This window comes from Pseudomonas sp. JH-2 (assembly GCF_036231725.1).
GTDB lineage: Bacteria > Pseudomonadota > Gammaproteobacteria > Pseudomonadales > Pseudomonadaceae > Pseudomonas > Pseudomonas delhiensis.
The window spans coordinates 25367-49375 of sequence record NZ_JAZAQP010000049.1 but is presented as its reverse complement, the minus strand read 5'-3'; the positions used below and the strand labels follow the sequence as shown (position 1 = coordinate 49375).

The window sequence follows — 24009 nt, the reverse complement described above, 5'->3', positions numbered from 1 at the left end:
GGCAGCGCCATGGGCTCGTAGTGGCGGGCGCCGGGCACCGTACCCACCGGCAACCCCATCAGTACCGTGGCCGCGGGTGGCTGCGCCAGGTCGCGGGCGGTGCGGGCGAACACGTAGGCGCCGAAGGAAAAGCCCACCAGCGCCAGCGGCAGGTCCGGGTAGCGTTCGCGCAGGTAAGCGGCCACCACCTGGCTGTCCTGCGCCTCGCCGATGCCCTCGGCGTACTCGCCCTCGGTGCCGTCCACCCCGCGGAAGCTCGGCCGCACCGCCAGCCAGCCGGCCTTGCTCAGGCGCCGCGCCAGGGTCAGCGGCACCAGGTGCCGCGGGCTGCCGCCGAGCAGCGGTTGCGGGTGGCTGATCATCGCCACGCCGCGGGCCGGACCTGTGGGGGCGTCGATCAGCAGCTGGATCTTCCCGGCCGGGCCATCGATCAGCAACGGGTTGCGGTCGTCTTCGGGCATCGCGGTGTTCTCGTTCACAAAGCGGGTGGCCAGGGTACTGCAGGTGGGCGCGGGGACACGAGTGGATGACGGCCGCCGCCGGCCCCAGCCGCCTCCCGGGCGAACTGATACACTGCTCAACTGCCCCCGGCCCGGTGCCCGGCGGCCCACCCCGGACGCCGGGGCAGCGAACAAGAAGTGAACGAGGACAGTATGAAAGCCGATTTCGCGACCACCCACCTGCAAGCGGCGGTGACAGCATGATCGAGGTAACCGAGATTTCCATTGCCGAGCTGCGCGACGCGCTCGAATCCGGCCGCACCACCGCGGTCGAGCTGGTCGAGGCCTATCTCGCGCGGATCGACGCCTACGATGGCGCCGACACCCCCACCGCCCTGAACGCGGTCGTGGTACGCAACCCCGATGCGCTGGCGGAGGCCGAAGCATCCGACGCCCGCCGCGCCCGTGGCGAGACACTGGGCCCGCTGGATGGCATCCCCTACACCGCCAAAGACAGCTACCTGGTGAAAGGCCTGACCGCGGCCTCCGGCAGCCCCGCCTTCAAGGACCTGGTGGCCTACCGCGACGCCTTCACCATCGAGCGCCTGCGCGCCGCCGGCGCCATCTGCCTGGGCAAGACCAACATGCCGCCCATGGCCAACGGTGGCATGCAGCGCGGCGTCTACGGCCGCGCCGAAAGCCCCTACAACGCCGCCTACCTCACCGCGCCCTTCGCCTCCGGCTCGTCCAACGGCGCGGGCACGGCCACCGCGGCCAGCTTCTCCGCCTTCGGCCTGGCCGAGGAGACCTGGTCCAGCGGCCGCGGCCCGGCCTCGAACAACGGCCTGTGCGCCTACACCCCCTCGCGCGGGGTGATCTCGGTGCGCGGCAACTGGCCGCTGACGCCGACCATGGACGTGGTGGTGCCCTACGCCCGGACCATGGCCGACCTGCTGGAAGTGCTGGACGTGGTGGTGGCCGAGGATGCCGACAAGCGCGGCGACCTTTGGCGACTGCAGCCCTGGGTGCCGATCCCCGGCGTCGCCTCGGTACGCCCGGCGTCCTACCTGGAACTGGCCGCCAAGGCCGACGCCCTGGCCGGCAAGCGCCTCGGCGTGCCATGCATGTTCATCAACAAGGATGACGCGGCCGGCACCAGCGAGCACCCCGGCATCGGCGGCCCCACCGGGCAACGCATCGATACCCGGCCCTCGGTGATCGCCCTCTGGGAGCAAGCCCGCAAGGCCCTGGAGGCGGCCGGCGCCGAAGTGGTCGAGGTGGACTTCCCGCTGGTCTCCAACTGCGAGGGCGACCGCCCCGGCGCGCCGACCGTGTTCAACCGCGGCCTGGTGTCCGAGCAGTTCCTCCACGACGAGCTCTGGGAGCTCAGCGGCTGGGCCTTCGACGACTTCCTGCGGGCCAACGGCGATCCCGGGCTGAACCGCCTGGCCGACGTGCGGGGCGAGCTGATCTTCCCCCACGACCCCGGCACCCTGCCCAACCGCGAGGGCGACCTCGCCGCCGGCATGGACGAGTACGTGCGCATGGCCCAGCGCGGCATCAGGCCCTGGGACCAGATCGCCAGCCTGCCCGACGGCCTGCGCGGCCTGGAGAAGACGCGCAAGCTCGACCTGGAAGACTGGATGGACCAGCTCGGCCTCGACGCCGTGCTCTTCCCCACCGTGGCCGACGTGGGCCCGGCGGACGCCGACGTCAACCCGGCATCCGCCGACATCGCCTGGAGCAACGGCGTGTGGGTGGCCAACGGCAACCTCGCCATCCGCCACCTGGGCGTGCCCACGGTGACGGTGCCCATGGGCGTGATGGCGGACATCGGCATGCCGGTGGGCCTGACCTTCGCCGGCCGCGCCTACGACGACTCGGCCCTGCTGCGCTACGCCGCGGCCTTCGAGTCGACCGGCAAGCGCCGCATGATCCCGCCGCGCACCCCGCCGCTGGCGCAAGGCTGACGGGGCACGGGCAGGGCCGGCGCGCAGACGTCGGCTCTGCCTGATACGGGACGGCATCGAAACAAGGATGACGAACGGACGATGAACGGCAAAAAGACGCTCGCCCTGGCCACGCTTTGCGCACTTCCGGCGCTACCGGGGCCCCACCGCCGTCGATATCGTGCAGAGCCCCGACGATCAACTCGCCGAGGCAGTCAGGCGCGCCGCGCTGAGAGCTCATGTGTCCGGCGTATCGGCCCCGCTGAAAGACACGCCCATCAAGTTCCGCACCGAGTATCGCTTCGAGCTCGCCAGGCCACGCGCGACCTTGCTCTGAGCAGCCGCCCTGCCCCACGCCAAGCTCCTACGACGTTCCCCTTCAGCAGGAAATGAAAGCCCGGTCGCAGGGAACATCACGCCTCTGACACGCCTATCAGGCTCGCGCGTAGGGCGAATAACCGTTCGCGGTTATCCGCCGCCATCCGGAACACCGATGCCCGACGATTCGCGCTGCCGGGGCCAATCGCGGACGGAGTTCGCTCCTACGGATGCGGGAGATACCGTGCCTCACAGTGATCTGTAGGAGCGGGCCCTGCCCGCGAATCGCGCGCGGGGCGCGCTCCTACAGGGCTCCTCCCATCGCCATGGCCGCATGGGTTTCGCCAAGGCTCAGCCCATCCCATGAAGAGCGCTGCCAGCCAGTGACGTAGGAGCGGACTCCGTCCGCGATTATCCGTCGCCGGAAACGCCCCTCTCAGCGGCTGCTCGGCGATAGTTTGTAAATGCTAATTATTTTTATTTACAACATATTTACCCTTACATACCATTTTGCCGACGGAGAAATCCCTCTCCGATTTCCTACGTAAACAAGAATCGCAGCCGGCCCCTGCCACGGCCTCATGCGGCTTTCATCCGACCAGGACTCTGCAAAATGAGACAAGTAGTATCCAGCGCCCTGCTGCTAGGCCTCTCCACCCTCCCCCTGGCTATCCAGGCCGCGGCCAAGGATGACCGCGTGGACCTCGGCGCCACCGAGGTGCTCGGCACCCAGGACGCCGCCGCGGCCGCCACCACCGAAGGCAGTGGTTCCTACACCACCAAGGCCATGCGCACCTCGACCAAGATCCCCATGTCGATCCGCGAGACGCCGCAGTCGGTCAGCGTGGTGACGCGCCAGCGCATGGACGACCAGGGCATGAACGACCTCAACGACGCGGTGAAGGGCGTTACCGGCCTGACCGTGCAGCAGTACGGCCCGGCGCGGGTGAGCTATGCCTCGCGCGGCTTCGACGTCGACAACATCATGTACGACGGCCTGCCCACCAGCATCTCCACCTACACCCAGGACGTGATCTCCGCGGCGGACCTTGCGATGTTCGACCGCGTCGAAGTGGTGCGCGGCGCCACCGGCCTGATGCAGGGCGCCGGCAACCCGGCGGCGGCCATCAACATGGTGCGCAAGCGCCCGACCCAGGACTTCCACATGAGCCTGGAAGGCAGCGCCGGCACCTGGGACCGCTACCGCAGCGAGGCCGACGTCTCCGGCCCGCTGAACAGCGAAGGCACCCTCCGCGGCCGCGCCGTGATGGCCTACCAGACCAAGGACAGCTTCCAGGACTACGTCAGCAGCGAGCGCGGCGTGCTCTACGGCATCACCGAGGCCGACCTGAGCCCGGACACCACCCTGGCCATCGGCGCCTCCTACCAGGACGACAACCGCAACGACAACTGGGTGGGCCTGCCCGCTCCGCTGGGCGGCCGCCACCTGGACCTCAAGCGCTCCGACTACTACGGCGCCGACTGGTCCTACTGGGATACCAAGACCACCCACCTGTTCAGCGACCTGACGCACCGCTTCGACAACGGCTGGCAGATGAAGCTGGCGGCCGACAAGCTATGGGCGCGCATCAACATGCTCGGCCTGTACAACAGCTGCTACTACACCTACGACTGCCCGACCATGACCCAGGGCGCCGGCAAGTACGACTACACCGACGACCACGAAAGCTACGACGCCTTCGCCAACGGCCCCTTCCAGTTGCTGGGCCGCGAGCACGAGCTGGTGGTGGGCGCCAGCTACCGCCAGGAACGCTTCGACGGCCACGGCGGCTGGGGCGACCTGTTCAAGAAGGACGGCACGCCCCTGGGCGCGATGGACCCGACCCAGTGGGACCCGACCTCGACCCTCAAGCCGAACATCGACATGAACCTGTGGGGCATGAAGCTCGACCAGGAGCAGAAAGGCACCTACGTCACCACCCGCCTGAACATCGCCGACCCGCTGAAGGTGATCCTCGGCGGCCGCCTGGACTGGTACGAGGCCGACGCCCACGGCGACACCGACGTGTTCAAGGTCACCCGCAAGGTCACCCGCTACGCCGGGGTGATCTACGACCTCAACGAAACCTACTCGGTCTACGCCAGCTACACCGACATCTTCAAACCGCAGGACACGCTGGACGCCAGCGGCAACGTGCTCACCCCCATCACCGGCAAGAACTACGAGATCGGCCTGAAGGGCGAGCACTTCGGCGGTGCGCTGAACTCGCAGATCGCGCTGTTCCAGGTGGACCAGGAAAACCGCGCCACCGACGACACCAGCAGCCCCAACCCGTGCCCGGCCAACCCCAGCTCCTTCGACTACTGCCAGCGCGCTTCCGGCAAGGTGCGCAGCCAGGGCGTGGACCTGGAGCTGAGTGGCGCGCTGACCGACAACTGGCAGGCGATGGCGGGCTACACCTACGTCGACGCCAAGTACAAGCACGACGCCGACGAATCCAACGTCGGCAAGCCCTTCGACCCGAGCAAGCCGCGCCACCTGTTCAAGCTGGCCACCACCTACAACCTGCCGGGCGACCTGCACAAGTGGCGCGTGGGCGGCAACCTGACCACCCAGAGCAAGACCGAGGACAACGAGACCGGCTTCCAGCAGGGCGGCTACACCGTGGTCGACGCCATGCTCGGCTACAGGGTCAGCGAGAACATCGACACCCGCGTCAACTTCAACAACATCTTCGACAAGTACTATTACAGCGGCATCAGCTTCGGCAACCTGAACTACGGCGAGCCGCGCAACCTGATGTTCAGCGTCAAGTACTCCATGTAACGCCAGGAGCAAATGTCTTGCAGGCTGCTCTTCGTAGGCGCGAGCTTGCTCGCGCCTACGAGAGGCCGTGCTCGCTCGTACCCTGATCCGCGGTCAGCGATACACGCCGGCCTGCCGGCCGGATCGCGGATAAGATCCGCTCCTACGGTTTGGCCCCTTGCACCGTGCCTCCCTGTAGGAGCGGGCCCTGCCCGCGATTCGCGCGCAGGGCGCGCTCCTACATGGGAATGGCGGCGTAGGAGCGGATCTTATCCGCGAATCACGCCGATACCTCCGGCTATCGCAGACAAACTCCGCTCCCCGGCATCACCGCCGCTCCCGTTCACGGCCGCCGCCCTGCCCCGCGGCGAGCTATCGGCTCGCCGTCCAGGCGCGGCTTGTAGAACAGGAAGTGCTCGGTGCGCGCCGTCCTCAGGTAGGTTCTCGCCCAGGACGGCCTGACATGGCGGTCGTGGAAGTACAGCGCGCCATCGGTACGGTCGCGCAGTTGGCGGTTGAGCGCCTGGCGGGCGATGTCGCGGGCCAGGTCGTAGCGTTTTTCCTCCACCACCTGGTCGGGACGCCCGTCGCACCACCAGGAGAACTGGCAGCTCTTGCTCTCCGAGCCCTGCTTGACCACGGCGCAGACGGTGTCCGGGAAGTCCTTGCTGGCCACCCGGTTCATCACCACGTTGGCCACCGCTTCCATGTCCCCGCGCGAGGCGCCCTTGGCCTCCCAGTAGACGGAGCGAGCCAGGCAGGTGATGGCGTCGTCCAGCGGCGCTTCCCCGGCCGGGTCCACGGCGCGGGCCTCACTGCGGGTGATGGGCTTGACCTGGGCGGCCGTCCCGGTCGCCCCCTGCTCGGCCGCCTGTTCCTCGAGCACCTCGGCCTTGTTCTCCGCCACCGCAGCCTTCTGAGCGGCCGGCCCGGCGAATGCCGGGGCGCCGAACAGCAAGGCGACGATGCACGCTACCCTGACTGTCCAGCGCATATCGACCTCACTCGCCGGCACCTGGCGCGCCGCGACGATTCGCGGCAGCCGGCCGGCTACACAGGGTCTGTAGACCGCCCCGTGCCCCGATCATTCCCATTGATTTCGCCACAGCCCGCGGCTGGCGCGGCCTGTAACGCAACGGCGGGGGCTCGCGAAGGCTCTGGGGCGACGGTAGGCAGGTTCCTCAACCCAGGAAGGCGCACACCTGCGCCAACACCTCGTCGGCCTTCTGCCGATGCGGAACGTGGCCGCAGTCCGCCAGCAGCTTCATGCTGGCTGGCCCGGCGGCGTGGGCGACGAAGCGCTCGGGGTGGCGGGCCGAGCCGAACTCGTCCTGCTCGCCGTGCAGGCACAGCAGCGGGCATTGCAGGCGCGCCAGCTGGGCATCCAGGTTCCAGTCGGCGAAGGCCGGCGACAGCCAGGTATCCACCCAGGCCCGCAGCACCCAGTGGGCCTTGTCGCCATGGTATTTCGCCAGGCGATCCAGTTCGCCCGGCCGGGCGAAGTCACGCTCGGCGGCACGGATACCTTCCAGGGTGCGATCCTCGACGAAGGCCTGGGCCGACTCCAGCACCAGCGCCTCGCAGGCCGGGCCGAAGGCCGCCGCGCAGCCCACCGCCATGCCGCCACCGACGCTGTGGCCGAAGGCGACGAAACGCTCCAGGCCCAGTTGCTCGCGCAGCGCGGCGAAGCCCTGCTGCGCCTCGTCCTCGACGAACCACCGCGACAGCAGCGCCGGATGGGCATCGGACTGGCCGAAGCCCAGGCGGTCATAGGCGATCACCTCGCGCCCGCTGGCCCGGGCCAGTTGCCCGGGGAACTCCCGCCACAGCGCCACACAGCCCAGGGAATCGTGGAACAGCACGATGGGCGCCGCCACGGTGATCCCGGCCGGCGTCCAGCGCCGGGCGAAGAGCCGGCCGTGCGGGGTATCGATCCAGTGTTCGCGGGTGCTGACCGCTGTCATGGCGCTGGCTTCCTCTTTTCGTCCGAACCCGGCCGCCGCTCGGGAGCGGCGGCATGCTGAAGGGACACGCTTTTAGGCCGTCGGCGGGAAGAATGCAACCCGGGAGCGCCTTCGATCCAGAGCGGCTGGCTGTTCCCGCTTCCGATAGCCACGTCACCACCCTGGTGCATTTCGCCATCCCCGGCACCGCACCAGCGATGTAGACGCCGCCCATGCCGGCCATCCCTTCGTCGCAGGAGAGGCTTTACAGGAATACTGTATGTGCATACAGTATTTTCCACAGTACCCGTCAGCCACTTCCCAGACACCAGGGGGACACCATGCACGCCGACACCTACCAGCAACTCGCTGCCCGTGTTAACGCCCAGATCGCCGCCCATGACGCCCGCCAGCGCCCCGGCCTGACCCTGCAGCGCGTCCCCGGCGACGACGCCAAGGCCTGGGAACGGGTGCTGACGGAACTGCGCGGCACGGACAACCTCACCGTACTGCCGCTGCGCGACGGCGCGGTGCGACTCGCCTGGCACAGCTGGCTGGACTGAGCCGGGTACTGCGGCAGACCAGGTCGGTTATCGCCGGGCAGCTCTCCTGCGGCAGCCTTTTACGGGCCGCGCCGCCGCAGCCATTCGTCCACCACCTCGCCCATGGTCGCCGGGGCGCCGCTGCGTATCCAGGCCATGAAGGCGCGATCGAAACGGAAGCCCTCGCCGCACTGCTCGCGCAGGAAGCGGCGGACGTTCTGGGTGTTGCGGTAGCCCGGGCCGACCGGGGTCTGCCGGGTGATCGGCTGGCTGTGCCAATCGAAGCTCATGAGGCCACTCCCTGGTTGCGGCATGAAGGGAACCAGCCTGCCATGATGCGGCGTGGCCAGCCAGGCTCCGTACCGCGTCAGGGGCAAGATGGCATGAGAAAGGCCCCGCTTGTGGCAGGGCCCCGATGAAGGCGAAGAGCATCGCCCGGCGGTCGTGGCACCGGGCGATGACATGCCGGCCTGGCATGGTTTCCAGCGTCGAACCTGGTGGGTTGCGCCGCCCCGCCGGCCTCCTGCCGGCGGTCTTCCTGTTCATCGGTGCGATCCACCGATGTCCATGAAACGAAGCGGATCGCTAGAACCTGTAGCCGAAGCCAACTGTCAGCATGTGCAGTTCCCCACCGGCTTCCACGCCCTCGCTCGCGCCTGTTCCCCTGGTGATGTGGCGGAAGTTGTACATGTAGGCACCACGCACCTTCGGCGAACGCACACTGGGCGAGGCAGACCTCGATGCCATCCTGCACACCGACCGGCCCCCACTGGAAAATCCCCCGGCGCGCATCCGCGAAGCGGACACCCGTATCGCCGCGCACATAGCCGAGCTGATCGACGACGGCGCCACCTTGCAGATCGGCATCGGCGCCATCCCCGACGCGGTGCTCGGCGCCCTGCGCGCCCATCGCGACCTGGGTGTGCATTCGGGCAGCCTGGGCGACAGCGTCGCGCAACTGATGCAGGCCGGCGTGATCACCAACGCCTGCAAGAGCCGCGACCGGCATGCCAGCGTAGGCGGGGTGCTATTGGGCAGCCGGGTGATCCACGACTACGCCCACGACAACCCGGCCATCCAGTTGCGCTCTACCGCCTATACCCACGACGCGGACGTGCTCGCCAGCCTGGACCGCTTCGTGGCGATCAACTCCGCCGTGGAGGTCGACCTCACCGGCCAGATCAACTCGGAAGTCGCCGCCGGCAGCTACGTCGGCGCCGTGGGCGGCGCCTTGGACTTCCTGCGCGGCGCTGCTCGCGCCAAAGGCGGCCTGCCCATCATCGCCCTGCCCTCCACCGCAGGCAGCGGCAGCCGCATCGTCGCCCGACTCAACGGCCCCGCCACCATCCCGCGCAGTGACGCCGGGTTGATCGTCACCGAATTCGGCGTCGCCGACTTACGTGGCAAGACTATTCGGGAAAGAGTGGCATGCATGCTGGAAATCGCCCACCCGCGACACCGTGCGGCGCTGGAGGCACAGCTCTAAGCTCGCGCTGGGCATGACGCTCGACTTCCGCTTTTAACGACCCAGCAATCCGCCATGAAGAAATCGAAGCTTCGAAGGAATGTCCGCTGAGGCTCGGAAACGATCCTTGACGCCGGCCCCACCCAGGCAACTGCCCTCCTCGGAACTTGCCATGCACGGCCAGCACCGGCTTGCGCGGTTCACCGTGGAGGTTGCCGTTGGCGGAAGTGCCGACGGTTTGGTGGCAGCCCTTGTCGAACCGGTTGTCGAGGTTCGGCGTCGTCGACCGGTGCTCATGGCGTCCACCACGGAAAAATGGGATTGCCCCGCAATCTATCCATCGCCTCTCGAATGCCTGGCGGCCCAGGCAAGTACAGCCGATAGCCGCCGTTGTGCCCCTCCGCTATCGGCCCGGGCTAGCGAGTGCTCTGCGCGTTATGGAAGATCTTGAAGAGGTCCGACTGCGACTTGATCTTGAGCTTGGCGTAGACGTGCCGCCGGTGGACCTTCACGGTCTCGGCGGAAATGTCGAGCTTCGCCGCCGCCTCCTTGTTGGAGCAGCCGCTGAGGACGAGCCGGATGACGTCCAGTTCCCGGGCGGTCAGGGGCGTGCCCAGGCGCGCCATCATCTGCTCCAGGTTGCCCTGCCAGCGTTCGCTTGGCCGTGAGGGCGGCTCGTTGACGCCGGCCTCGAAGAACAGGCGCTGGCGCATCAGCGCGCAGACCCAGGGGCGTATCAGCTCGAGCAGCGCGATCTGCTGCGGCTCGAAGCGCGAGCGGCTGCCCAGCGACAGGCACAGGCTGCGCTCCCCATCGAGGGCAACGTTGTACTGCACCTCGTCCTCGACCACGTTGTGGGTGAAGTACAGCCGGTAGTATTCCGTGTCGCGGAAGCATTCCGGGGCCACCTCGCAGAGGCGGAACAGGCCGCTTGCCGGCTTCTCGCGGTTGGCGACGTAGAAGGGGTCGAGCAGGTACAGGCCCTGCACGTAGTCGTGGAACAGCGGGTCGGGACCGCCGCCCTCGTAGGGGCTTTCGGCGAATATCCGCGGGCGGTCGTCGCTGAACAGCAGCGCCACCCAGCTGCCCAGCGCCATGTGGTCGCCCAGCACCTGGGCCATGGCGCGCCAGAAATCGGGCTGGTCGAGGCGTTCGGCCAGTTGCCCGAAGGCCCGGTGCCAGCCCACGTCCAGGAGCGTCAGGTTCATGCGGGTACCCCCGGGGTTAATCAATCGGCGGAATAGGAAATTCGGTGGCGGTTCGCATACTTGCAGCGGCCCCTCGGAAAAGTCCCCGACTTTCCCACTGTGGCCCCGGTTCATCAACAAGGTCCGAACAATGAAGCTTGAACTCGTGCAACAAGCCGCCCGCGACGGCGACACCCCGTACAACCTCCACCGCATCCTGCAGGCCATCGCCGGCTGCTCGCCGGACACGGACATCGTGGTGTTCCCCGAGGCGCAGATCACCGGCTTCCTCAACGCGCAGAACATCGCCGGCAACGCCGAACCGCTGGATGGCCCGAGCCTGCAGGCGGTACAGCGTGCCGCACGGGAGCGCGGCGTGGCAGTGGTCGTCGGGTTGATCGAGAACGACGGCGGCAAGTTCTACAACACCACGGTATTCGTCGCCCCCGAGGGCCTGCTGCTGAGCTACCGCAAGACCCATCTGTGGGTCTCCGAGCCGGGCCTGGTGCTGCCTGGCGACCGCTTCGCCACGCTGCAATGGCGCGGCGTGCGCATCGGCCTGCTGATCTGCTACGACAGCGAGTTCCCCGAAAGCGCCCGCGCCCTGGCCGAGCTGGGCGCCGAGCTGATCCTGGTCAGCGACGGCAACATGGAGCCCTTCGGCCACGTGCACCGCACCTCGATCGCCGCCCGCGCCCAGGAGAACCAGGTGTTCGCCGTGGTGGTGAACCGCGTGGGCGAAGGCGAGGACGCCATCACCTTCGCCGGCTGCAGCGCGGTGGTCGACCCCTTCGGCCATACCCTGTTCGAGGCCGGCAACCGCGAGTGCCGGCACTTCGTCGAGCTGGACTTCAGCCAGGTCGCCAGCGCCCGCGGACTCTACGACTACCACGCGGAAAAGCGCTTCCGCCTGCCCGGGGAACGCATCGAGCACGCCGATGGGCGTCATGAACTGCTGATTCCCTGACCTCACCAGCACCTTTCGCTACCTGCCAACAAAAGCACACCGCCGGCCGTCTCCCCTGGGACAGGCCGGCCAGGAGCCCCCATGAAACACCTGCGTCTTTTCTCGCTCGGCCTGGCCTCCCTGCTCGCGCTGGGCAATGCCCATGCCGAGCCGCCGACCGTGCACCTGTACAACTGGTCCGACTTCCTCGCCCCGGAAACCGCCAAGGAGTTCCAGGCCGCCACCGGCACCACGCTGGTCCAGGACGTCTTCGACGATGCCGAGGTGATGGAAAGCAAGCTGATGGCCGGCCGCAGCGGCTACGACGTGGTCATCATCCCGGACGACCTGATCCCCAACTTCGCCAAGGCCGGCGTGCTGCAGGAGCTGGACCGCTCGCAACTGGGCAACTGGCCGCACCTGGACGCCGAAGTGCTGCGCAAGCTGCAGGTGAACGATCCGGGCAACCGTTACGCGGTACCGTACATGTGGGGCACCACCGGCATCGGCTACAACCTGGACAAGGTCGCGCAACGGCTGGGGCCCGATGCCCCGGTGGACTCCTGGGACCTGATCTTCAGGAAGGAAAACATCAGCAAGCTGAGCGAGTGCGGCGTGGCCATGCTCGACGCGCCGGTGGAGATCATCCCCATCGCCCTGCACTACCTGGGGCTGCCGCCCAACAGCAAGAACCCCGACGACTACAAGAAGGCCGAGGCGCTGCTGCGCGACATCCGCCCCTATGTCCGCTACTTCGACTCCTCGAAATTCCCCTCCGACCTGGCCAACGGCAACATCTGCGCCGTGGTCGGCTGGGGAGGTTCGGTCTACGGCGCCAAGCAGACCGCCGAGCGCGCCCACAACGGCATCAGGATCGCCTACAGCATCCCCCGCCAGGGCGCGCCGGTGTGGGTGAACAACATGGTGCTGCTGAAGGACGCGCCTCACCCGCAACAGGGCTACGCCTTCATGGACTACATCCTGCGCCCGGAGATCACCGCCAGGAACTCCAACTACGTGGGCTACCCCAACGGCAACAAGGACGCCACCGCCCTGATCGACGCCCAGCTGCGCGACAACCCGGCGCTGTACCCGTCCAAGGAAGTCATGAGCACCCTGTACCCGCTGGAAACCCTGCCCCTGCGGCTCGAGCGCGTGCGTACCCGCATGTGGACCAGGATCAAGACAGGTACCTGACGGGCTGGGTCCAGGCCATGGAGGATGTGCGAGGAGTGTCTTGCGCATCCTTTTTGGGTCGATTGGCGTCGCAGGGCACTTTACTGCTGAACAATTGTTCAGTTATAAGATCGCAACCTTCCGGCTCTGCGCGGCACCACCCTGTGGGGTCGATTTCCTTTGCCCGGCTCGGCTTGCCCGCCCCGTGTCGTGAATGAACTGGAGTGCTCCCATGCAAAGCCCATTGTTCAAGACCCGTATCACTGAAATGCTCGGCATTCGCCATCCCATCCTTTGCGGAGGCATGGGGCCTGGTCTCTCCGACGCGACCTATGTCGCGGCTGTAGTCAACGCCGGCGGAATGGGATTCATCGTTGCCGCCGGCTTCCCTGATCCGGAAGAATTTCGTGAGCAGCTTCGGAAGTGCCGCCAGCTGACTTGCGGAAAGCGGTTCGGCGTGAACCTCTACATTTCAGGGCAAGCCAAGGCGGCTGATCGCCTGCAGGAGCAAGTGAAGATTCTCGCGGAAGAGGATGCCCTCTGCGTCGAGACTTCTGGCGCAAGTCCCGAAGGTATTCTTCCAGCCCTGCGGGATGCGGGTATCAAGGTGCTGCACAAGGTTCCCGCGGTCCGTTACGCGCGTTCGGCTGAACGGCTTGGCGTGGATGCAGTGATCGTCGTCGGCAATGACTGTGGAGGCCATCCGGGTACTTATGGCATCAGCAGCATGGTCCAGGCGCCCCATGCCTCAAAAGAGATATCCATTCCGCTGGTGATTGGCGGAGGAATGGGAACCGGCCGCCAGTTGGCTGCCACGCTCATGATGGGGGCGGACGCCGTCCTGATGGGTTCGAGGATGCTGGTCTCCGAGGAACTGTGGATCCACCGCCAATACAAGGATCTGCTGGTTGAAAGCGATGGTACCGATAGCGTCATTGTAAAGACCGGGCTGCGACAGCATCACAGGGTGCTGAACAACGAAAGCGCAAAAGCAGTTGCAGCCCTGGATGCGACGGGGACCAGCGACTTCGAACGCTACCGCCCGCATGTCATGGGGGCGCTGACCACCCAGGCATACCTGACCGGCGACAGTAGCCTTGGCATGCTCGACTATGGCCCGTCAGTGGTATTTGCCGATGCCGTACAGCCGGTGGAAGCCATCTTCGATGAAGTTCTCGACGATGCACGGCAGGCGATGCTTCGCTTTGAAGGGCTCCGCTGCCAGGCCTGAACGTCCGCTGCAGGTCGAAAACCAACGTCGACAATCGATTCGCCCTCCCCTTCGTTGAGCGCCCACGCAGGTACGGCGAGAACGCCGGATACCCGCGGGCGTTACATATGTGCACGGCATTTCTGCCGTTGCATCGAAGGCCGAGATCTATGCCCCAGGGCTAATCAACCGCCGCAGCCATGTCCACATTGGCAGCCGTCTTTCTTGCGCAGAATTTCGTAGAGTTCGTCCTTGAGCTGCAGCTTCTGCTTCTTCAGCGACTCGATGGTGTCGTGGGTTGCGGGAGTGATGCCAGCTTCCATGTTCTTGATCTCCTGGTCGAGATCGTTGTGGCTATGGAAGAGCTTTGCAAAATGCGGATCCTCGGTCTTGAGGCGGGAAATCTTTTCGCGGAATTCGGGAAACATGAGGGTTCTCCAGGAGAGTGAAAAAGCACTTTGCAGGATCCGGGCTGGGCCAGTGTTGAGGTAGATCACTGAAGGCAGCGCAAAGAAAGGGCGTGTCCGCTCCTGGCCGGTGTCTGCCGGATCCCACCGACTGACTCGAGCCGAAAACCAACGGCAACAATCGATCCGCCCTCCCCTTCGTTGAGCGCCCACGCAGATACGGCGAGAACGCCGGCTGCCCGCGGGCGTTACAATGGCGCCAACGCCGATTTCCCGATCGGGCATGCCCGGAGCCAGCTTCAGATGTTCACCCTTGCAAACCTCGACACATCGCCACCCGAATCCCTGAAGAGCCAGGTTCTGCAGATGGTGGTGGACTACTTCAGCGACATCAGCCCGGTGCCGCTGACGCCCAGCAATCCGCTCTATCAGCTGTACCAGTACGTGATCGGCTACGAGGTACACCTGTACCTGCAGGCCATGAACGGCACCCCGGAGAGCCCCGCGCGGCTGATCCTGGCCCTGGATGACGACGATCCCTCCCAGGTGCTGGGTTTTGCCCTGTACCTGCCGAGCCTGGATGACGCCGAGGCCTGCACGCTGGCCTACCTGGCCGTCAAGGCCAGCCACCGCCGCCGCGGCATTGCCCGGGCCATGTTGCGGCAGATGGTCGAGCACCGGCCCCACGCCGAGCTGGCCTGCGTAGCGGGCAAGGTGCCGGTCTTCGAGTCGCTGGGCTTCCAGGTACTGGCGGCGCAGGGGCCGCAGGTGCTGCTGAACACCCGCGACCACCGCTCGGACGGCATGGTGGCGGTACAGGACCTGGCCCCGATCTACCAATCCAGGGAAGTGCGGCAGATCCACGCCTACCTGCTGCAGCAACGCGGCAAGAAGGCCATGAGCGACGCCGAGAACAAACGCGACCGCCTGCTCGACCAGTTGGCCTACCAGGCTCAGGCATTGGTGAAAGAGCGTTTCCCTACGCTTCACTGAGGGTCGATTTTTCCTGCCTTGAATGTCCGTTTCCGGCCAATAGCCGCCTCTCACCGGAGGCAGCTTCCTACCCAAAGTAGTAGTTCGACGTGGTTTTTCTTCATTGCGGGATATCTGCGGATGTGTCTGCATAAAAAACGATGTGGCTCCCAGTGAATCCCCCTCCGCAACAATGTGGTAAGGCATTTAGAGGCGGCTAGGAAAATGGCTCGGGGGATGCGGCGATGCTAGCTTGGATGGGATGAAATGCTTACTCACGGTGCCTCTGCAGGGAGACTGGCTATGTTTGAAGAAACAATTCGCGCACTGAAAAAGCTTGGCGACGAAAAATCTACCGTCGCCATCTCCGCAGACGATGACAACTACTTCGATCGCGAATGTCCCGCCCCAGAATGCTTAGCTCAGTTCAAGGTTCTGATGGCAGATTGGAAGGACAAGGTGAGGGACGAGGAGGTCTTTTGTCCGTTCTGCGGCCACACCGCTGATGCTCAGAAGTGGTGGACGCAGGAACAGCTGAACCACGCGCGGGACGTCGCTCTGGCAAAGGTTCAAGCGGCTTTAGGCGGTGCACTTCGCCTTGACGCGCAGAGATTCAATCGGAGGCAGCCCAAGGGTGGATTCATCTCGATGAGCATGAAGGTGGACAGCAGACCTCAGCATGTCCCGATCCCCTATGCCGCGGCAGCGCCCATGCGTCTCAAGATCACCTGTGGTGAATGCGGATGTCGGTATGCCGTTGTCGGTGCGGCGTATTTCTGTCCGTCTTGCGGGGCAAACGCTGCGGAACTTGTCTTCGATCTCACGGCCCAGGGCATCCGGCAGTCGCTTGAAGCCGTTGATGCCATCAGAGCTGCCATTGCAGATGCAGACACTGCTGAGAACACGTGTCGTCTAATCGTTGAGAGCGCTTTGCAGAACGCGGTGACGGCATTCCAGAGGATTGCAGAAGCGCTTCACGCGCGCGTAGAGCCGACAATCAAGATCCGGCGCAACGCATTTCAGAACCTTGCCGAGGGTTCAGCTCTTTGGGCTGCCGCGCTAGGGCGCGGTTACGATAAGCATCTTACGGCCGTCGAGATGGAACAACTGACAACGGCCTTCCAACAGCGTCACCTGCTCGCTCACACACAGGGCGTCGTCGATGATGATTACATCCGGAAAACCGGTGACACACGGTATAAGTCTGGGCAGCGGTTGGTGATCAAGCGCGAGGCTGTGGCTGAAGCACTTACTCTGGTCGAGCAATTGACGCATGGCATCCGCGAGGACGCCAAGGATAAACGGTGAGCTCATCCACAGCTGGTTTTGGCCGGACTCGGACTTTACCACTGCATACCAGTTAGCGATGTTTGCAGCCACTGAATGGCGTTTGGCAAGCGAGCTAGTCCCTCTTTAGCGAGCCCGGTTACCATTGCTTCCAAACCTTTTGCCGGCAAGCCCTTCACCTCTGCGATCAACTGGCTCTTAACGCTGTCTTCCATTTCCGAAGCTTCGATCTGCTTGGCAAGTAGGTCGCGGACACTGTCAGCGTGCAGCCGAACAGTCAGGGTGCCCAAAATTGCTGTGAGGCCGCCGTCATCCTCCAAGAAATCCAATCCGTTGGCTGTCAGTGCAAGTTTCGTCGGCAAGAAGTCGCCACGACCTGTGGAGGTCATCCGTAAATCACCGGCCACCAAACCGTGCTCGATCAGATAAGCAGCGTTTGCCATCAGATGCTGAGGATCAGCGTGTAGATGGTCCATACGGTTAGTGAAAAATGGCGCCGGGTAGTGTTCGCGCAACTCTTCCAGCAGCTTACGCTGTAGATCACGATCAAGTTTCATAGAGCGTCCATGCAGTGGTTATGGGTTACTGAATCCTAACTTGGACAAGCGAGCATGTGCAGAATCAGCTTACGGTTCTCAAGCAGGTCGGCCAGCGGCACCAGGAAGAACAGCCCGATACCGGCGACTTCTTTACAGGATCATGCGGTGGGTTCGTCAGGCGGGAATTGATCAAGCAGCGCGGTCAGCTCGTCTACCATACGCTGATGACCTGCTGGGTTCAGATCCATATTCGTGAGGATGCAAGGTTGCGACATTGCCATTCGCTGTTCCCCCGTTTCATCCCACACCTCTATTCGACCATTGCAGTACATGCACCAGAGAAATGCGTGGACTGCCAGTTCCTCCAGAATTGAGGCGCGGCTGTTGCGATCCTGGCGGAAACCTACATCCCGCAATGGATCGAACAGTAAGCGCTCGTTAACGAAATCGAGCGTCATTCGAACTAGGACGTTCTGGCTCTCACTTTCGAGATCAATAACCAGCTTCCCTTCGAGTAGCCCGCCCCCGGACATTTTCATTTTCCCCAACGGAAAGAATTTGCCTTGCTTACGGGCAAGGACGAAGTAGTGCTCCGGACCTTCGTACTTCTCACCTGGCGCCAACGCTCCACGTCGAAGTGCTTCCAGCTCGACATCGTTGAAGAGTTCCCTGAAGCCTGCAAGCTCATAGAGGTGGTCTCTCTGGTAAGCGTCAGGTCGGGTAATTTCAAGACGTTCCTCCATGGCAATCTCAGCCAGATGGCGCATGAGAGGAAGGTCCTGGATGATTCGTTGATGGTCGGAGGGATCGTCAGGATCAACAATGTCATCCCGCTCAGCGTGAGCGATCGCGTGACGACCTTGGTTGGCTACATAGGTTGAAATGTCCTCGCCTGCTCGTATCAATTCGTTTCTTCGTTCGATGGCCTCCCTGTCGGTTAGCCGCGGTAGCGCCGCGGCGATCCAGGGCCCGCGTTCCTTCCCATTGGGCAATGATCGACTAAAGGCCTTGTAGAACCCCAGAAACGAGTAAAAGGGGTTATCTATGGACAGGCCCTCCCGATAATAAGCCAGCGCTTTGCGAGCCTCGTCGCTGGCAGGTGCGCAAAGGTTGTCAGCTGGAAGGTAGTCCGTAATTGCATTGTTTCGTGACATACCTAATCGGAAAGGAGAACTCCCACCGGCCCACATGACCAGCTCTACTTTTTGACCTTCACGCCAAGCTATGGCGGTTGCGAGCCGCATGATTACTGCCCTGCACTGGTGGTCAGTCAGGTCTAGACCATCGGTACGAAGCGCGATAGCGGGTAGAGCGTCCCCGCGTTCACCGCGCTCTGCAGGCTGGAGCAAGAACCGTATGCCCTCGAAGGAGAGAACTTGTGCCCGCTTGGGCCAAAAGGCTCTGGTTTCCACGCCTGCCGTTATCCAGTGTCCGCGCTGCTGCTGAAGCTTTTCAGCTTCTTCGAAAGGGTCTTGTGTCGCCAGCATGGGCATAGCCTCAGGATGAGTTTGTGCTGTACAGGATAAATCTACGCCCAGCCCGCGAGGCAGCTGCCGAGTGGAGTGAGGCATGGACTAAAGATGGCCGAACTCGGTGTTTCTGAATATGCCCTGATTTCGTAGATGCTCAATGACCGCCTCTGGCCGAAAGCTACCGCTCACCTGCTAGAGGCTTTGCATCACTCGGCATCGGGGGGAACCCCGAGCAACCCCAGAACTGCTGCCCCGCTTTCGGGCCAGACTTCACCGTGCGAATCACCAGCGCGCTACCACATTTCGGGCATTGCTGCTCGGCGGTCGGGTCGCTGCGGCGTTTGAGGTTCTGCACATGCTCTCGGTGAGTTGTGAACGAGGGTGCGCGGCGGCCGGTCTGCAGAGCTTTCAGCATGGCGTCGACGTCGGCCTCGTTGAATACCGGCTGCTGGAATGACTTGATGTAGCTAATGAAGCCGATGCCCTGGGTCACGCAGGCCGGCACCTCGGTCTTGAAGGTGCTGCCGCCGACAAAGGTGATAACCGAGTGCAGGTGTTCGGGGCTAACACCCAGGGAGGCCTCCAGGGCCTTGAGGTGTTTGTAGTTCTGCCGAAGCGGGTTCTGGAATCTGTAGGTGCGCTTGTAGATCTTCTGCGTCCACTGCGCCTGCTTTTCGCTGCCGAAGATCCAGCCGCTCATGTTCTTCGTTTCCAGCACGAAGATGCCGTAGGGCGAGAGGAACACGTGATCGATCTGCGTGGTGCCGTCGGGCGTGTTCAGCGTGACGTTATGCAGGCGACGGTAGATCGACTTGTCCAGTTGCCAGTGGGCAAAGAGCCGCACCAGCAGTTCGCCAATATGCCCTTTGGCCCAAGGTGACTTGAGCAGGCCGATCAGCAGCATCAGCGGGATAAACCAGCCCAGCGTGCCCCAGACCTGAGCCATGATGGGGGTGAAGTCCATTTCCTGACCTTCGGCAATCCTGAGTTGGCCGGATATTACCTAAGGCCGGCGCAAAGGGGCGAAAGTAAATGGCACTGCTTTTGTAGACGCTCGATGTCCTCTCCTGGCCGATAGTTACCAGTGACCATAGATTCCACCAGTCAGACGGCCCATACCCGTTCGACGGGGTCTCACCGGGTTTCACCCCTACCCCAGACGCCCCTGACAGAGAAGCTTCCGCACAGCCCCCACTCGTCGTCCCCGGCCCAGAATTGGCCGCACACCAAATGCTAATCACTTTCATTTACACGCCTGATACGAAACAGTAGACTCTGCCGCCTGACACCGGAAGCCACTGTTCGTGAAGGCCTGCAGAATGGAATGGAACGGAATCAATCTGCGTTGGGCCTACACCGATCTGCTGCTGAGCCTGGGCCGCAAGACCCAATGCGTACAGCTCGCCTATGACGTGCTGCACGACGCGTTCATCCGTTTCATCCTCGCCAGCCAGCGCACCTCCATCGACCAGCCCAACGCCTATCTGCGGCGCGTCGCGCATTCCGTCCTGATCGATCATTACCGCAACGCCTCGCACTTGTATCCCATGCCGGACGGTGACCTGGAGCCCTGGATGGATACCCGCGAGGATGCCGAGTTCGCCCCTTCCGCCGAGCACCTGGCCGACCTGCAGCAGCGCCTGGAAGCCATCCAGCGCATCCTCGAGTGCCTGCCGGCGCGCTGCCGGGAGGTCTTCTGGCTGGCGCGCATCGAAGGCCACCGCCAGGTCGAGGTCGCCCGCATGCTCGGCATCGGCGTTTCCATGGTGGAGCGCCACCTGGTCCGCGCCCTGCTGAACCTGCGCGAAGCCCGCGAGCTGCTGTCCCCGTGAGCGCCAGACGCCACCAGGCGGCACGCTGGTTCACCCGCCTGCTGGACCTGCCGAACGACCACCCCGAGCGCCAGGCCTTCGCCCGCTGGCTTGCCGCCGACCCACAGAACGCCAAGGAATACCAGGCCTTCAGCGAACTCTGGGGCAACTTCTCGAGCACCCCGCAGACCCAGGCGCTCGCGAGTGCCATGGAGAACCTGAGCCGTCGACGCTTCGTGCGCAATGGCGCGCTGGGCGGCTTGCTGCTGGCGGTAGCCGCCGGTTGGCTGGTGTCGCTGCGCAGCCGCCAGGGCGAGCAGATGCTGGCGACCGGCATCGGCGAGCGGCGCCGCGTCACGCTGGAGGATGGCAGCGAACTCTTCCTCGACGCCGACACCCGCCTCCATGTGCTCTTCGGCGAGTCGACCCGCCAGGTGTTCCTGCTTCGCGGCCGCGCCATCTTCAGCGTGCAGCACGCGCCCTCGCGCCCCTTCGTGGTCGATGCCGGCGCCGCGCAGGTACGGGTGCTGGGCACGCGCTTCGTCGTCGAACGGCTGGAGCCGCAAGTGCAGGTCAGCGTGGCCGAGGGGCGCGTCGAGTTCTCCAGCGCAGGCCAGCGCATGGTGCTCGAGCGCGACCAGGTCGGCGAGCTCGATGCCCAGGGAAAGCTGCACCTGCTGCAGCGTTCGGCGGCCAGTGCCTTCAGCTTCTCCAACGGCAGCCTGGCCTTCGACCGCGCCAACCTGGGCGAGATCGCCGCCAACCTTTCGCGCTACCGGGAAACGCCCGTCAAGGCGCTGCAACCGGCCTCGCGCTCGATCACGGCGGTGGTCCAGCTCGCCGATGTGGAGAGCTTCCTCGCCTTGCTGCCCGAGCTGGCCGATGTCCGTATCGAGGAGCGCGGCGGAGCCACGCTGCTGGTGCCTCGCTGATTTTCTTCACGACCAGGTAGGGGTTTCTTCGCGCTGCTCCGTCAATGGTTATCCAAATCCCTGACGAGCTGTGTCATGAAGTACATTTCCCTCAAGGCCCTGGCGGCCTCCAGCACCCTGGCCTTCACCCTCAACGCCCTCGCCGCGCCGGTGGCGCTGGACCTGCCCCGCCAGCCGCTGGCAGCCTCGCTCAAGCAGCTGGCGAACCTCGCCGGCGTGACCCTGGCGATGGACGACCAACTGGTGGCGGCCCATTCCGCGCCCGCCCTCAAGGGCAACTATGAGTTCAGCCGCGCGCTGGACGAGCTGCTCGCAGGCTCGGGCCTGGGCGTTCGCCAGCAGGGCGGCGTGTGGCTGATCGTCCGTCGCAACGCCTCCGATGTGCTGGACCTCTCCTCCACCACCGTCAGCGGCCGGGACCTGGGCGCCACCACCGAAGGCACCCACTCCTACGCCAGCAAGGCCGTCACCATCGGCAAGGGCGAGCACCCGCTGCTCGAAACCCCGCAGTCGGTAACCGTGATCACCCGCCAGCGCCTGGATGATCAGAACATGAACAACCTGCAGGACGCTATGCGCCAGGTCACCGGCGCCACCATCAAGACCTACAACACCGGCTCCAGCCTCAACGACGTGTACATGCGCGGCTTCCTGGTGGACCAGGTGCAGGTCGATGGGGTGTCGCAGATCACCGGCCAGGGCGACATGGCCACCAGCTTCGACCTGGCCATGTACGACCGCGTCGAAGTCCTGCGCGGCCCGGGCGGCCTGTACGCCGGCTCCGGGGAGCCGGCCGGCACCATCAACCTGGTGCGCAAGCGTGCGCTGGGCACCTTTGGCCTGAGCGGGGAAGTTTCCGCCGGCTCCTGGGACCGTTATCGCACTATGGTCGACGTCACGGGCCCCCTGAACGCCGAAGGCACGATACGTGGCCGTTCGATCATGGCCTACGAGAACAACCAGTCGTTCGTCGACTACGTGCAGAACGAGCGCCCGATGTTCTACGGCCGCCTTGAAGTGGACCTGGCCCCGAGCACCACCCTGTCGCTCGGGGGCGCCTACCAGAAGAACAACTCCACCCCCGCATTCGGCCTGCCGGCCTATGCCGACGGCACCCTGCTCGACATGCCGCGCTCCACCTACATCGATGCCAGGTGGAACCGGATGAAGGAGGAAACCTGGGAGGCCTTCGGCGAACTCGACCACGCCCTGGACAACGGCGGCCAATGGAAGACCTCGCTGACCTATCGTGACGCGCGCCTGCCCCTGCGGGAGTTCAGCTGGACCACCTGGGTGATCGACCCGCAGACCCAGACCGCGGACGCGGCGCGCTACTCGTATTACGAGCGCATCAAGACGCTGGGCCTGGACAGCTTCGTCACCACGCCATTCGACTTCGCGGGCCGCACCCACGAATTCACGCTCGGTGGCGAGTACCAGCACCTGGACAAGGCCTTCACCTATGGCTCGGTGGACCTCGACGGCGATGGTTACGCCGACGAGCTGCCCATCGGCATCGATGGGCCCAACGACCTGCCGCGCCTGGACATGCCGCACACCAACTTCAACTACACCAAGAGCAGGCAATACGGCGTCTATGGCCGCACCAGGCTCAGCGTGACCGACAAGCTGGACCTGATCCTCGGCTCCCGGGTGACCTGGTACGACGCCGACGCGAAGAACGCCAATACCTTCTTCAACAACTTCGGCAGCCCGTCCACCCAGGTCAGCGCCAAGACCATCCCCTACGGTGCGGTGGTCTACAAACTGACCCCGCAGCTATCGGCCTACGCCAGCTACACCAGCGTGTTCAAGCCGCAGAGCGAGACCGATGCCACCGGCCAGAAGATGATCGACCCGCATGAAGGCAAGCAATACGAGGTGGGCCTGAAGCAGGAACTGCTCGACGGCCGCCTCAATGCCTCGATCGCGCTGTTCCGCATCTACGACGAGAACCGCGCCCAGTGGAGCGGCAGCCCGGTCAACGCCTACGAGGCCCAGGGCAAGGTGCGCAGCCAGGGCTGGGAAGCCGAGCTGACCGGCAACCTGACCGACAACTGGAGCATCGTCACCGGCTATGCCTTCACCATGACGCACCTGCTGGAAGACGACCCGAACAACGGCCTGAGCTCGGGGGACACCTACAGCACCATCACGCCGAAGCACAACTTCAACCTGTGGTCCAAGTACGAATTCCTCGACGGTGCGTTGAAGGGCTTCCATGTCGCCGGCGGCACCCGCGTGGTCAGCGAGACGCTCTACACCCGCAGCGACACCGACTTCGTGCAGCCCGGCTATGCGGTATCCACCGCCCAGCTCGGCTACAGGTTCAACGAGCACCTGAGCACGACGCTGACCGCCAACAACATTTTCGACCGCAAGTACTACGACCGCGTCGACAGCGCCTGGGGCTCGAACTTCTACGGCGAGCCGCGGAACCTGGTCCTGACCCTGCGCGGTACCTATTGACGTCGACCGCTCCCAAGCTCCGCGTGGGAACGTGACCGCCCCCGGGGAACGAGGCAAAGCGCGGGCTCGCAAGTCCCCTCCCCAACTGGGGCGGTCAGATCACCGCTGTATGACTGAGCGCTGAAGGTCGGAAGTCGTGGCTGGTAGAGGGAAGCTATCGGCCAAAAGCAGTCATCT

Annotated in this window: 20 protein-coding genes and 1 pseudogene; 12 read left to right on the top strand and 9 right to left on the bottom strand. The window is 64.6% G+C overall.

Features of this window, described 5'->3' with window-relative positions:
• On the bottom strand, positions 1-461 hold a 461-nt coding region (locus VV867_RS25375; protein WP_328567890.1), incomplete at its 3' end, for an alpha/beta hydrolase.
• Between the two features lie 239 nt (positions 462-700).
• Here VV867_RS25375 and VV867_RS25370 point away from each other — a divergent pair.
• Positions 701-2410 (top strand): amidase, encoded by a 1710-nt coding sequence (locus tag VV867_RS25370; RefSeq protein WP_328567889.1) that lies wholly within the window; start codon positions 701-703, stop codon positions 2408-2410.
• Between the two features lie 910 nt (positions 2411-3320).
• Entirely contained in the window at positions 3321-5495 is a 2175-nt protein-coding gene (locus tag VV867_RS25365) for a TonB-dependent siderophore receptor (protein ID WP_328567888.1), read from the top strand.
• Between the two features lie 322 nt (positions 5496-5817).
• Here the strand turns inward: VV867_RS25365 and VV867_RS25360 are convergent, their stop codons facing one another.
• Positions 5818-6468 (bottom strand): cell wall hydrolase, encoded by a 651-nt coding sequence (locus tag VV867_RS25360; RefSeq protein ID WP_328567887.1) that lies wholly within the window; start codon positions 6466-6468, stop codon positions 5818-5820.
• 187 nt (positions 6469-6655) lie between these two features.
• On the bottom strand, positions 6656-7438 hold the full coding sequence (locus VV867_RS25355) for an alpha/beta fold hydrolase (protein ID WP_328567886.1): 783 nt from the start codon (positions 7436-7438) through the stop codon (positions 6656-6658).
• Between the two features lie 320 nt (positions 7439-7758).
• Between VV867_RS25355 and VV867_RS25350 the strand changes: the two genes are divergently transcribed.
• The gene (locus VV867_RS25350) at positions 7759-7980 is read left to right on the top strand and encodes a DUF1654 domain-containing protein (RefSeq protein WP_089391266.1); all 222 of its coding nucleotides are present in this window, start codon (positions 7759-7761) and stop codon (positions 7978-7980) included.
• A 59-nt stretch (positions 7981-8039) separates the two neighbouring features.
• Here the strand turns inward: VV867_RS25350 and VV867_RS25345 are convergent, their stop codons facing one another.
• Complete coding sequence (locus VV867_RS25345; protein WP_328567885.1) at positions 8040-8249, bottom strand: DUF6434 domain-containing protein; 210 nt, start codon at positions 8247-8249, stop codon at positions 8040-8042.
• 563 nt (positions 8250-8812) lie between these two features.
• Between VV867_RS25345 and VV867_RS25340 the strand changes: the two genes are divergently transcribed.
• Positions 8813-9445, top strand: a complete 633-nt coding sequence (locus VV867_RS25340; protein ID WP_263901696.1) for an acetyl-CoA hydrolase/transferase C-terminal domain-containing protein — start codon at positions 8813-8815, stop codon at positions 9443-9445.
• A gap of 395 nt (positions 9446-9840) precedes the next feature.
• Here the strand turns inward: VV867_RS25340 and VV867_RS25335 are convergent, their stop codons facing one another.
• Positions 9841-10632 carry a helix-turn-helix transcriptional regulator gene (locus tag VV867_RS25335; protein WP_109933069.1) on the bottom strand — a complete coding sequence of 264 codons (792 nt, stop codon included), beginning with the start codon at positions 10630-10632 and terminating at the stop codon, positions 9841-9843.
• A gap of 130 nt (positions 10633-10762) precedes the next feature.
• On the opposite strand from VV867_RS25335, the gene VV867_RS25330 reads away from it, so the two are divergent.
• The 3 genes from VV867_RS25330 to VV867_RS25320 all read left to right on the top strand — a co-directional run bounded on the left by VV867_RS25330 (position 10763) and on the right by VV867_RS25320 (position 13964).
• On the top strand, positions 10763-11578 hold the full coding sequence (locus VV867_RS25330; RefSeq protein WP_109933070.1) for a carbon-nitrogen hydrolase family protein: 816 nt from the start codon (positions 10763-10765) through the stop codon (positions 11576-11578).
• Between the two features lie 81 nt (positions 11579-11659).
• Positions 11660-12754: a polyamine ABC transporter substrate-binding protein gene (locus tag VV867_RS25325; protein WP_109933071.1), complete on the top strand. Its 1095-nt coding sequence runs from the start codon at positions 11660-11662 to the stop codon at positions 12752-12754.
• Between the two features lie 211 nt (positions 12755-12965).
• Positions 12966-13964, top strand: coding sequence for an NAD(P)H-dependent flavin oxidoreductase (locus VV867_RS25320; RefSeq protein ID WP_328567884.1), 999 nt, complete (start codon positions 12966-12968; stop codon positions 13962-13964).
• Positions 13965-14128: 164 nt separating this feature from the next.
• Here the strand turns inward: VV867_RS25320 and VV867_RS25315 are convergent, their stop codons facing one another.
• Positions 14129-14371, bottom strand: coding sequence for a YdcH family protein (locus VV867_RS25315; RefSeq protein WP_058488385.1), 243 nt, complete (start codon positions 14369-14371; stop codon positions 14129-14131).
• Positions 14372-14653: 282 nt separating this feature from the next.
• Here VV867_RS25315 and VV867_RS25310 point away from each other — a divergent pair, with 282 nt between their 5' ends.
• Both VV867_RS25310 and VV867_RS25305 read left to right on the top strand, forming a co-directional pair.
• Positions 14654-15343 (top strand): GNAT family N-acetyltransferase, encoded by a 690-nt coding sequence (locus VV867_RS25310; protein WP_109933073.1) that lies wholly within the window; start codon positions 14654-14656, stop codon positions 15341-15343.
• Positions 15344-15625: 282 nt separating this feature from the next.
• Positions 15626-16630, top strand: coding sequence for a hypothetical protein (locus VV867_RS25305; protein ID WP_328567883.1), 1005 nt, complete (start codon positions 15626-15628; stop codon positions 16628-16630).
• Positions 16631-16665: 35 nt separating this feature from the next.
• On the opposite strand, the gene VV867_RS25300 is transcribed toward VV867_RS25305, so the two are convergent.
• The 3 genes and pseudogenes from VV867_RS25300 to VV867_RS25290 all read right to left on the bottom strand — a co-directional run bounded on the left by VV867_RS25300 (position 16666) and on the right by VV867_RS25290 (position 19584).
• A complete protein-coding gene (locus VV867_RS25300) occupies positions 16666-17166 on the bottom strand; it encodes a hypothetical protein (RefSeq protein ID WP_328567882.1) in 501 nt (166 codons plus the stop codon).
• A gap of 140 nt (positions 17167-17306) precedes the next feature.
• Positions 17307-18635, bottom strand: coding sequence for a methylamine utilization protein MauJ (gene mauJ / locus VV867_RS25295; RefSeq protein WP_328567881.1), 1329 nt, complete (start codon positions 18633-18635; stop codon positions 17307-17309).
• A 177-nt stretch (positions 18636-18812) separates the two neighbouring features.
• A pseudogene (locus VV867_RS25290) lies at positions 18813-19584 on the bottom strand (NERD domain-containing protein).
• A 355-nt stretch (positions 19585-19939) separates the two neighbouring features.
• Between VV867_RS25290 and VV867_RS25285 the strand changes: the two are divergent.
• From VV867_RS25285 to VV867_RS25275, 3 genes are all read left to right on the top strand, one after another.
• Positions 19940-20452: a sigma-70 family RNA polymerase sigma factor gene (locus tag VV867_RS25285; RefSeq protein WP_328567880.1), complete on the top strand. Its 513-nt coding sequence runs from the start codon at positions 19940-19942 to the stop codon at positions 20450-20452.
• Complete coding sequence (locus VV867_RS25280; protein WP_328567879.1) at positions 20449-21363, top strand: FecR family protein; 915 nt, start codon at positions 20449-20451, stop codon at positions 21361-21363. The genes VV867_RS25285 and VV867_RS25280 overlap by 4 nt, the downstream gene beginning before the upstream one ends.
• 75 nt (positions 21364-21438) lie before the next feature.
• A complete protein-coding gene (locus tag VV867_RS25275; RefSeq protein ID WP_328567878.1) occupies positions 21439-23832 on the top strand; it encodes a TonB-dependent siderophore receptor in 2394 nt (797 codons plus the stop codon).
• Positions 23833-24009: the final 177 nt, after the last annotated feature.

Coding starts and splice junctions, on each gene's coding strand:
- VV867_RS25370 (WP_328567889.1), top strand. CDS start 701: ATGATCGAGGTAACCGAGATTTCCATTGCCGAGCTGCGCGACGCGCTC.
- VV867_RS25365 (WP_328567888.1), top strand. CDS start 3,321: ATGAGACAAGTAGTATCCAGCGCCCTGCTGCTAGGCCTCTCCACCCTC.
- VV867_RS25360 (WP_328567887.1), bottom strand. CDS start 6,468: ATGCGCTGGACAGTCAGGGTAGCGTGCATCGTCGCCTTGCTGTTCGGC.
- VV867_RS25355 (WP_328567886.1), bottom strand. CDS start 7,438: ATGACAGCGGTCAGCACCCGCGAACACTGGATCGATACCCCGCACGGC.
- VV867_RS25350 (WP_089391266.1), top strand. CDS start 7,759: ATGCACGCCGACACCTACCAGCAACTCGCTGCCCGTGTTAACGCCCAG.
- VV867_RS25345 (WP_328567885.1), bottom strand. CDS start 8,249: ATGAGCTTCGATTGGCACAGCCAGCCGATCACCCGGCAGACCCCGGTC.
- VV867_RS25335 (WP_109933069.1), bottom strand. CDS start 10,632: ATGAACCTGACGCTCCTGGACGTGGGCTGGCACCGGGCCTTCGGGCAA.
- VV867_RS25330 (WP_109933070.1), top strand. CDS start 10,763: ATGAAGCTTGAACTCGTGCAACAAGCCGCCCGCGACGGCGACACCCCG.
- VV867_RS25325 (WP_109933071.1), top strand. CDS start 11,660: ATGAAACACCTGCGTCTTTTCTCGCTCGGCCTGGCCTCCCTGCTCGCG.
- VV867_RS25320 (WP_328567884.1), top strand. CDS start 12,966: ATGCAAAGCCCATTGTTCAAGACCCGTATCACTGAAATGCTCGGCATT.
- VV867_RS25315 (WP_058488385.1), bottom strand. CDS start 14,371: ATGTTTCCCGAATTCCGCGAAAAGATTTCCCGCCTCAAGACCGAGGAT.
- VV867_RS25310 (WP_109933073.1), top strand. CDS start 14,654: ATGTTCACCCTTGCAAACCTCGACACATCGCCACCCGAATCCCTGAAG.
- VV867_RS25305 (WP_328567883.1), top strand. CDS start 15,626: ATGTTTGAAGAAACAATTCGCGCACTGAAAAAGCTTGGCGACGAAAAA.
- VV867_RS25300 (WP_328567882.1), bottom strand. CDS start 17,166: ATGAAACTTGATCGTGATCTACAGCGTAAGCTGCTGGAAGAGTTGCGC.
- mauJ (WP_328567881.1), bottom strand. CDS start 18,635: ATGCTGGCGACACAAGACCCTTTCGAAGAAGCTGAAAAGCTTCAGCAG.
- VV867_RS25285 (WP_328567880.1), top strand. CDS start 19,940: ATGGAATGGAACGGAATCAATCTGCGTTGGGCCTACACCGATCTGCTG.
- VV867_RS25275 (WP_328567878.1), top strand. CDS start 21,439: ATGAAGTACATTTCCCTCAAGGCCCTGGCGGCCTCCAGCACCCTGGCC.